The organism is Microcoleus sp. Pol14D4 (assembly GCF_036701245.1).
Lineage (GTDB): Bacteria > Cyanobacteriota > Cyanobacteriia > Cyanobacteriales > Microcoleaceae > Microcoleus.
Window position 1 is genome coordinate 83,709 of record NZ_JAUBQM010000012.1, and the last position, 9,350, is coordinate 93,058.

The 9,350-nt window shown below is 49.3% G+C and carries 6 protein-coding genes; 3 read left to right on the forward strand and 3 right to left on the reverse strand.

Features of this window, described 5'->3' with window-relative positions; genetic code table 11:
- Positions 1–62: 62 nt before the first annotated feature.
- From arsM to QUA33_RS07680, 3 genes are all read right to left on the reverse strand, one after another.
- Positions 63–1,031: an arsenosugar biosynthesis arsenite methyltransferase ArsM gene (arsM, locus tag QUA33_RS07670; RefSeq protein ID WP_333096748.1), complete on the reverse strand. Its 969-nt coding sequence runs from the start codon at positions 1,029–1,031 to the stop codon at positions 63–65.
- Between the two features lie 203 nt (positions 1,032–1,234).
- Positions 1,235–2,800 carry a hypothetical protein gene (locus QUA33_RS07675; RefSeq protein ID WP_333147797.1) on the reverse strand — a complete coding sequence of 522 codons (1,566 nt, stop codon included), beginning with the start codon at positions 2,798–2,800 and terminating at the stop codon, positions 1,235–1,237.
- Between the two features lie 441 nt (positions 2,801–3,241).
- Entirely contained in the window at positions 3,242–3,445 is a 204-nt protein-coding gene (locus QUA33_RS07680; RefSeq protein ID WP_333147799.1) for a hypothetical protein, read from the reverse strand.
- On the opposite strand from QUA33_RS07680, the gene psaA reads away from it, so the two are divergent.
- From psaA to QUA33_RS07695, 3 genes are all read left to right on the forward strand, one after another.
- Positions 3,444–5,738: a photosystem I core protein PsaA gene (gene psaA / locus QUA33_RS07685; RefSeq protein WP_333096751.1), complete on the forward strand. Its 2,295-nt coding sequence runs from the start codon at positions 3,444–3,446 to the stop codon at positions 5,736–5,738. The two genes, QUA33_RS07680 and psaA, sit on opposite strands and share 2 nt — an antisense overlap.
- A gap of 110 nt (positions 5,739–5,848) precedes the next feature.
- Positions 5,849–8,077 carry a photosystem I core protein PsaB gene (gene psaB / locus QUA33_RS07690; RefSeq protein WP_333037061.1) on the forward strand — a complete coding sequence of 743 codons (2,229 nt, stop codon included), beginning with the start codon at positions 5,849–5,851 and terminating at the stop codon, positions 8,075–8,077.
- A 392-nt stretch (positions 8,078–8,469) separates the two neighbouring features.
- Positions 8,470–9,225, forward strand: a complete 756-nt coding sequence (locus QUA33_RS07695; RefSeq protein ID WP_333147801.1) for a class I SAM-dependent methyltransferase — start codon at positions 8,470–8,472, stop codon at positions 9,223–9,225.
- Positions 9,226–9,350 lie beyond the last annotated feature (125 nt).

Genomic DNA, 9,350 nt, shown 5'->3' on the forward strand with positions numbered 1-9,350 from the left:
GAGTCCGCGCAGGCAGACTTCCTTCGTTTGTCTAGGCGCAGTTTAAGCCGCCGTTTTTTCTCCTAACAGCAACCGCCGCCATTATAATGCCAAGTCGAATCAGTAATTAACACCTTATCGGGCATCAATCCCCCCAACTTGCCAGCAGTTTTATCGCACACCGCGGCTGGAACTCCCCGCTGCAAAACGTGACCCGCCCCGTCATCAAATAACTCTTCCATCCCCGTATAAATCGCCGTCTTGCCAGTGAAAATGCAAGCTCCGTCATCCGGTACATCCACTTTGAAAGACACCGAATCCAGGCTTTCTAACAGCAAATCGACATCCAATTGATAATTGTATTTGTCCAGCAATCGGTAAGGACGGCGCGCCCGCACTTCGACTTGGCCAAAACCAACGTCCACAAGGTGTTGAACGTATTCTTCGTATGTCAGAGCACCGGACAAACACAAAGCCCGCAAGCGTTGGTCTTCCTTCAAATGCTGCGGAATTGGCCGAGTTGCGATTGGATCGCTCATCAACAATCGGCCGCCCGGTTTTAACACCCGATAAGTCTCTTTTAATGCTTTAGCTAAATCCGCAGGTTCAAAAATATTAAACAAGCAGTTTTGGGCGACAACATCTACAGAAGCATCCGGCACCGGCAACGAAAAAGCATCGCCTTCACAAATTTCCACAAAACTAGCATCAAACCAATCATTTTCGTGGGCGGCAATTTGTAAGTTTCGTGCAGCCGCATCTCGCATTGCTGGAACCGGATCGACGGCAATAACCGCTCCTTTGTGTCTAGAAAAATATGCAAATTGTAGTGCTTCCAAGCCGCCGCCGACGCCTACATAAAGCACGAAGGGATTGCCTACAAGTTCGGCGGCGTGAACGGTTGTGCCACAGCCATAATTCATTTCTTGCATTTGTTCGGGAATTTTTAATCCTGGCAATTGCAAGGGGCTGCTTTGGACGCAGCAAAGTCCGATTTGGGGTGTTTCGGCAACATCGCTGTAGAATTTGGCGGCAGTTTCGAGATAGGTCATTTTCGATTGTCCTGATTTTTGATTTTTGACCGCAGATGGAGCACGGGCGGAACGCTCATGCCACGAAGACCAGAAAGTTTTTGGGCGTTGCTGATTTACGGTATGAAAGGTTAAATATGCCAGTCATAGAAACCAGTATCGACAAAGCTTGGGGATTTTCAACTTATTTTTTTCATACCTTGATTAAGCAACGCCAGTTTTTGTTAGGTGGCAAATTCGACTTTTTGTTCTGATTTGGGGGGATTTTCGGGTTCGGAAACTGTTGTTTCAGGAGTGGATAATTCGTCACTGGTTGGCTGGCTAAGAGTTTCAGCGGCAACTGGTGGCGTTGGCGGTACTAGATTGGGAGACTTTTCTGGTATCGCAGGAGCGATTACTTTTGGTACAGGAGCTTTTTCTATTATTTCTGGCAGGGTTGGTGGCTCTGAAGGATTAGCAGGTTGGGGTTCTTGATGCAAGAAGTTGCGGAATCGATTGTAGTATCCTTTATACTCCTGTTTTTTTGTTTGGGGAGATGCTGTTGGGGTGGGTTCTATGATTTGAACGGGTGCAACAACTTTCGGGGTTTCTAACTGTGGAGTTGCTGTCGGTGTCGGTTCTATTACTTGAACTGGTTCTAGACTTTTCGGCCCTTCGAGTTGGGGGGTTGCTGTCGGTGTCGGTTCTATTACTTGAATCGGAGCAACTTCGGGAGCGACTGTTGGCTCTAAGCTCGGTTGGGTAACAGGGGTTTCTGGAACCGCTGGTGAGGGTGGGACAACTGGTGTTTTTTCTACTGCAGGTGTCGGTGTCGGTTCCGGGGTTGGGGTTGGTTTGGGTTCGGGGGCTTGATAGGTGCGATCGACTATACCGCGAGTTTCTGCTGCTGTTAGTTCGCCCCGTACTAATTTTGAAAGAGGATCTTGACCGAGCGGTTGGAAATTTATCAGTCTGACTGTATTATTAAAGGCGTTTTTGACAATTTTTCCCCCTTCGTCAATTAATTCTAGCTGTACCCAGTTTTTCCCTGGTTTGAATCCTTTAAGATATATAGGTTGCCACTGGTCGATCGCAAAGCTTTGGCCGTTGACTGTGGCTCGAATTTTCCAATCGAGTATTTCATCTTGGGAATTTTCTTGCGCCACTTCGTGGGGGGGGGCATTTGTCAAGTAAAAGTCCAGCAGGATGGGTTCTGCCCCATAGCTGCCTTGGGGGCTGTTGTACGTTAATAAGGGTAATGTTCGATCGGGATTATTGTCGTCTGTTTTGGTAAAAACGTGAAAGGTGGTTTGAGCAGCGGCACCTTCGTTTTTAAAGCTTTCTTCCCAAGGGCGAGCGGCGAACACCTGCAGGGTATGGGTTCCGGGTTCTAAGTCGGAGAGCGTTAAAGGTTGGTTGATGTCGTAAACTGCTGCATAAGGTTGGTTGTCTAATAAAACTTGCAGATGGGGGCCCAAACCCAAGTTTGCATCTTTGAAAATGGGCAAGTCCTTCACTTGGAACTGAACAGACACATTTATATCCTGAAGCACTTCGTCAGGTTTTGGATTCAAAATACTAATTTGAGGCTGGTAGATTTCTAGAGCCTGACGCAGTTGTTGAATGGCTTCTGGGGGAGAAACCTCTGAGATTTTGTTTACCTGGGCGGTAGCTGAGCCGCTCTTGTTCCCTGATTTGGGCAATTCGGAATGGCCCGCGCCACAACTTGCTAAACCCAAAATTAATACTGCTACTGCGAACAATGCCAGCAGCCTGCCTGCAACCGTTCTGTGCCAATTGATCCCAATCACGCAACCATACTCCTAGAAGCCTTCTCATAGGGAACTATAGCCCAAAAATGAATTTAGTATTGGGGAATTGCCGCTCATGAATTCCAAAGGCTCCTAGGAGGCAGGATTGAGGCAGCAGCGGGCAACCCATCCTCTCCGACTATTAATTCGCGCAGATGTTTTCCAAAACATATATCTACAAATGAGTATTCCTAAATTACTTTATCTTTGAGTTTTGTAAAGTTAATGGCAGTACCCCTTGACTTTTTTGAGGGACTGTGGAATTTAAAGGCGTTATTACATCAAGAATTGAACCTTTTTTAAGTATTGTTAACAAGCGATTAATACTTCTCTAGCAAGCTTATAATTCATAAAACTCCCTCAAAAGGAGCAGCCGTATCAAGTCTGAATCAAGGACGCGATCGGTGGCTCCAGATAGCGAGAAGAGTTGGCAGTACCCAGTCACATTGTTAGCGACACTGGGAAACTGGCTTCTTCAAAGAAGCAAAATGCTTGGGGAGACGATGCACCTGCGTCTAGCTCTGCAAAGAGTAAAGTGTAGTGCAGTGTCGGCTTTTTCGAGAATCCCCGCCTAATCAAGCGCGGGGAGTGTCCGGTACAGTATTCAGTTCTCGTTCCTTGTCTTACCGAGAGGAGAGTCTTCATGACCATTAGTCCTCCAGAGCGAGAGGTAAAAGCTAGGGTAGTAGTCGATAAGAATCCGGTTCCAACTTCTTTCGAGAAGTGGTCAAAACCCGGTCATTTCGATCGCACTCTAGCTAAGGGGCCAAAAACCACCACTTGGATTTGGAACCTCCACGCTAACGCTCACGACTTTGACAGTCATACAAGTGACTTAGAAGACGTTTCGCGCAAAATCTTTAGCGCTCACTTCGGCCACTTGGCAGTAATCTTCGTGTGGATCAGTGGCGCATATTTCCACGGCGCTAAATTTTCCAATTACGAAGCTTGGCTGACAAATCCTACAGCCATCAAGCCCAGCGCTCAAGTGGTCTGGCCGATTTTTGGTCAAGAAATTTTAAATGCAGATGTAGGCGGCGGCTTTCACGGAATTCAGATCACCTCTGGTCTATTCCAGTGGTGGCGCGCCAACGGCATCACTAACTCATACCAGCTATATTGCACTGCGATCGGCGCCCTGGTAATGGCAGCTCTGATGCTATTTGCCGGTTGGTTCCACTATCACGTCCGCGCTCCGAAACTGGAATGGTTCCAGAACGTGGAATCGATGATGAACCACCACTTGGCTGTGTTGTTGGGCTGCGGCTGCTTGGGCTACGCGGGACAGCAAATTCACGTGTCGCTGCCAATCAACGCTTGCATGGACGCGATCGATGCAGGTGCACCGCTGACAGTCGGCGGCAAGCTGATTAAAACAGTTGCCGACATCCCCCTGCCGCACGAGTGGATTTTGACACCGGGCTTGATGGCTGACATCTACCCGAGTTTCGCTAAAGGTTTAACCCCCTTCTTCACCCTCAACTGGGGCGCATACACAGACTTCCTGACCTTCAAAGGCGGTCTGAACCCCACCACAGGCGGTTTGTGGCTGACTGATACAACACACCACCACTTAGCTTTGGCAGTGCTATTCATCGTCGCTGGTCATATGTACCGGACGAACTGGGGCATCGGCCACAGCATGAAAGAAATCCTAGAGAACCACAAAGGCCCCTTCACTGGTGAAGGTCACAAAGGTCTCTACGAAATTCTGACTAATTCTTGGCACGCGCAACTGTCGATTAACTTGGCACTGATGGGCTCTCTGAGCATCATCGTCGCCCACCACATGTATGCGATGCCTCCGTATCCGTACATCGCGACCGACTACCCAACTCAGCTATCCCTGTTCACCCACCACATGTGGATTGGCGGATTCCTGATTGTTGGAGCAGCCGCTCACGGAGCAATCTTCATGGTTCGGGATTACGATCCCGCTGGAAATGTCAACAACTTGTTGGATCGCGTGATCCGGCATCGGGATGCGATCATTTCCCACCTGAACTGGGTTTGTATATTCTTGGGCTTCCACAGCTTCGGTCTGTACGTTCACAACGACACGATGCGAGCTTTCGGTCGTCCTCAAGATTTGTTCTCGGATACCGGGATTCAGTTGCGTCCGATATTTGCCCAGTGGGTGCAAAACATCCACGCTTTGGCTCCGGGTACAACAGCGCCTAATGCTACGGAAATCGTTAGCCACGCTTTTGGCGGCGGTGCAGTAGTAGTCGCCGGCAAAGTAGCGATGATGCCGATCGAGTTGGGTACGGCGGATTTCATGATCCACCACATCCACGCTTTCACTATTCACGTTACAGTCCTGATTCTTTTGAAGGGCGTGTTGTTTGCACGCAGTTCTCGCTTGGTTCCTGACAAAGGCAACTTGGGCTTCCGGTTCCCTTGCGACGGCCCTGGCCGGGGCGGTACCTGCCAAGTTTCTGGTTGGGACCACGTGTTCCTAGGCTTGTTCTGGATGTACAACTGCATCTCGATCGTGATTTTCCACTTTAGCTGGAAAATGCAGTCGGACGTGTGGGGAACAGTATCGCCAGACGGCACAATTTCTCACATTACCGGCGGCAACTTCGCACAAAGTGCGCTCACGATTAACGGCTGGCTGCGGGACTTCCTCTGGGCGCAAGCTTCTCAGGTGATTCAGTCCTACGGTTCGGCACTGTCGGCCTACGGTCTGATGTTCCTAGCTGGACACTTCGTCTTCGCCTTCAGCTTGATGTTCCTGTTCAGCGGCCGTGGCTACTGGCAAGAACTGATTGAGTCGATTGTTTGGGCTCACAACAAGCTCAAGGTAGCTCCGTCGATTCAGCCTCGCGCTCTGAGCATTATTCAGGGTCGGGCTGTGGGTGTAGCTCACTACCTCCTAGGAGGAATTGTCACTACGTGGGCATTTTTCCTAGCGCGAATCATTTCGGTAGGGTAAACTACCCCTAGGTTTTGGATTCTCGATTTGGGAGGAATCTCAAATCGAGAATCCAAACTCCGAACCGAATCCCTTCAATTTTGTTCAGGATTCAGGATTAATCAAGGCTTATGGCAACGAAATTTCCAAAATTTAGCCAAGACCTTGCCCAAGACCCGACCACACGGCGGATCTGGTACGGGATTGCCACAGCACACGACTTTGAAAGCCACGATGGCATGACCGAAGAAAATCTTTACCAAAAGATTTTTGCTTCTCACTTCGGCCACCTAGCAATCATTTTCTTGTGGACCTCGGGCAGCCTGTTCCACGTAGCATGGCAAGGTAACTTTGAACAGTGGATTAAAGACCCCCTAAACGTCCGCCCGATCGCTCACGCGATTTGGGACCCGCAATTCGGCGCTCCTGCTGTAGAAGCTTTCACTCAAGGGGGCGCTTCTAACCCGGTGGATATCTCTTACTCTGGTGTCTACCATTGGTGGTTCACCCAAGGGATTCGGACAAACGCCGACCTGTATCAAGGAGCTATCTTCTTGCTACTACTGGCGGCTGTCTTCCTGTTCGCAGGTTGGTTGCACCTCCAGCCCAAGTACCGCCCCAGCTTGTCTTGGTTCAAAAATGCTGAATCTCGCCTCAACCACCACTTGGCTGGTTTGTTCGGTGTCAGCTCTTTGGCTTGGACTGGTCACATGGTTCACGTTGCTATCCCCGAATCTCGCGGACAGCACGTAGGTTGGGACAACTTCTTGTCTACCCCGCCTCACCCGGCAGGTTTGGCTCCGTTCTTCACTGGTAACTGGGGCGTATACGCCGAGAACCCAGATGCAGCGAGCCATGTCTTCGGTACTTCCGAAGGCGCTGGAACCGCAATTCTGACTTTCTTGGGTGGCTTCCACCCTCAAACAGAATCCCTGTGGCTGACAGACATCGCTCACCACCACTTGGCGATCGCAGTTCTGTTTATCGTTGCCGGTCATATGTACCGGACTAACTTCGGTATCGGTCACAGCATCAAAGAGATGTTGGATTCTAAGGCTGGTTTGGTCGGCGGCAAGAGTGAAGGGCAGTTCAACTTGCCTCACCAAGGCTTGTACGAAACCTACAACAACTCGCTGCACTTCCAACTGGCATTTCACCTCGCTGCTTTGGGCGTGATTACCTCCCTGGTAGCACAGCATATGTACGCGATGCCTCCCTACGCTTTTATAGGTAAGGACTTCACGACTCAGGCTGCGCTTTACACCCACCACCAGTACATTGCTGGATTCATCATGGTCGGCGCTTTCGCCCACGGAGCTATCTTCTTGGTGCGGGACTACGATCCTGAAGCAAACAAAGGCAACGTGCTCGATCGCGTGTTGCAGCATAAAGAAGCGATTATCTCTCACTTGAGCTGGGTGTCGCTGTTCTTGGGCTTCCACACTCTCGGCTTGTACGTTCACAATGATGTTGTAGTTGCTTTCGGAACTCCTGAAAAGCAAATCTTGATTGAACCAGTGTTCGCACAGTTCATCCAAGCTGCTCACGGAAAAGCTCTCTACGGCATGGATGTGCTGTTGTCTAACCCCGACAGCATTGCTTCTACCGCTTGGCCAAACTACGGCAACGTATGGCTCCCAGGCTGGTTGGATGCGATTAACAGCGGTACTAATTCTCTGTTCTTGGCGATCGGACCTGGCGATTTCTTGGTTCACCACGCGATCGCACTAGGCTTGCACACCACCACCTTGATCTTGGTCAAGGGCGCTCTGGATGCACGCGGTTCTAAGCTGATGCCGGACAAAAAAGACTTCGGTTATGCTTTCCCTTGCGACGGCCCCGGCCGTGGCGGTACTTGCGATATCTCTGCTTGGGACGCGATGTACCTGTCTGTATTCTGGATGTTGAACACCCTAGCTTGGGTAACGTTCTACTGGCACTGGAAGCACCTGGGCATCTGGCAAGGTAACGTGGCTCAGTTCAATGAGTCTTCTACCTACCTGATGGGCTGGTTCCGCGATTACCTCTGGCTGTATTCTTCTCAGTTGATCAACGGTTACAACCCGTATGGTACTAACAACTTGTCAGTCTGGGCTTGGATGTTCTTATTCGGACACCTCGTTTGGGCAACTGGTTTCATGTTCCTGATCTCTTGGAGAGGTTACTGGCAAGAGTTGATCGAGACTTTGGTTTGGGCTCACGAGCGCACTCCTTTGGCTAACTTGGTTCGCTGGAAAGACAAGCCTGTTGCTTTGTCGATCGTCCAAGGTCGTTTGGTTGGCTTAGTTCACTTTACTGTGGGCAACGTCCTCACTTACGCGGCCTTTGTAATTGCCTCGACAGCCGGGAAATTCGGATAACTCTGAACTCTGGTTTCTAGGTAATTAAATGAAATCCCCTGCCTTCTGGCGGGGGATTTTTTTGTATAGCAGAAGGAAGTTCGGCAACGAGCAATGTACGGGATGTAACGGATGGAATAAGATCGATGGGTCGAAGCAAAATGCAGTTCGATTTATGTTCATCGGCGGGACGCGAAGCGGTTGGCTGAGTCTGTCAAGCAGGAATCAAAGTGCGATCGCAACTAAATTTGTGAGGTAGTCTGCTGGAACGAAGTCATGATATCAACGCCGCTAGCATCGGAATTGTAAAATCGAATTAACAGTCAATACTCAACTATCATTCAGTTTTTTGACTCACAGTCAACAGTCAACAGTCAACAGTCAACAATCATTCCGGTGAAACCGGAAACGATATGACACAGTGGTATAAGGAAGACCTCGCATATATTCATGATGTTGGGCATAGCGATTATGCTCTCAAATCTGCTCCTGGTATATTGAATATCTTGGCCCAAAACAAGCTACAAGAAGGTTTAGTCGTGGACTTGGGTTGTGGCAGCGGATTATCCGCACTAGAATTCAGAAAGGCTGGTTATCGTGTTCTGGGAGTTGATATTTCTGAGTTTTTGATTGCAATTGCCCGAAACAGAGTGCCTGATGGCGAGTTTCGAGTTGAGTCGCTGTTTAAAACAGATATCCCACGGTGTAATGCTGTCACATCGATCGGCGAATGTTTGAATTATCTGTTTGATGCAGACAACGATCGCCAAAACCTGGTGCAATTTTTCCGTCGCATTTATCACGCCTTAACCGAGGGCGGTGTTTTCATCTTTGACATTGCAGAACCCGGACAGATTGTAGCAGGAAACACAACCAAAGGATTCACGGAAGGAAAAGATTGGATAGTTCTGGTTGAGAAGGAAGAAAATCAAGAGAATGAAACCTTAATTCGCCGCATCATTACTCTTCGTAAAGTAGGGGAAACCTACAGGCGAGATGAGGAAATACACTGTTTGCGGTTGTACAAGGCAAAAGATATTGCTGAAGCACTCGATCGCGTAGGTTTTCAAGTTCAAATCATACGCAGTTATGGTGAGTACAAGTTGCCAAAAGCTCATGCAGGATTCATTGCACGTAAACCCATTTTAGAGGGCAACTCGATCGCATAAGTGACTTGAGGGTCGATCGGCCTTTTCACCTGGGGGGGTGACGACCCACCCCAAACCCATAGTTAGTAAGGATTGAGCCAACTTGTGGTAAAAAAAGATAGGCAGCAGAGTTGTTACACGCTTGC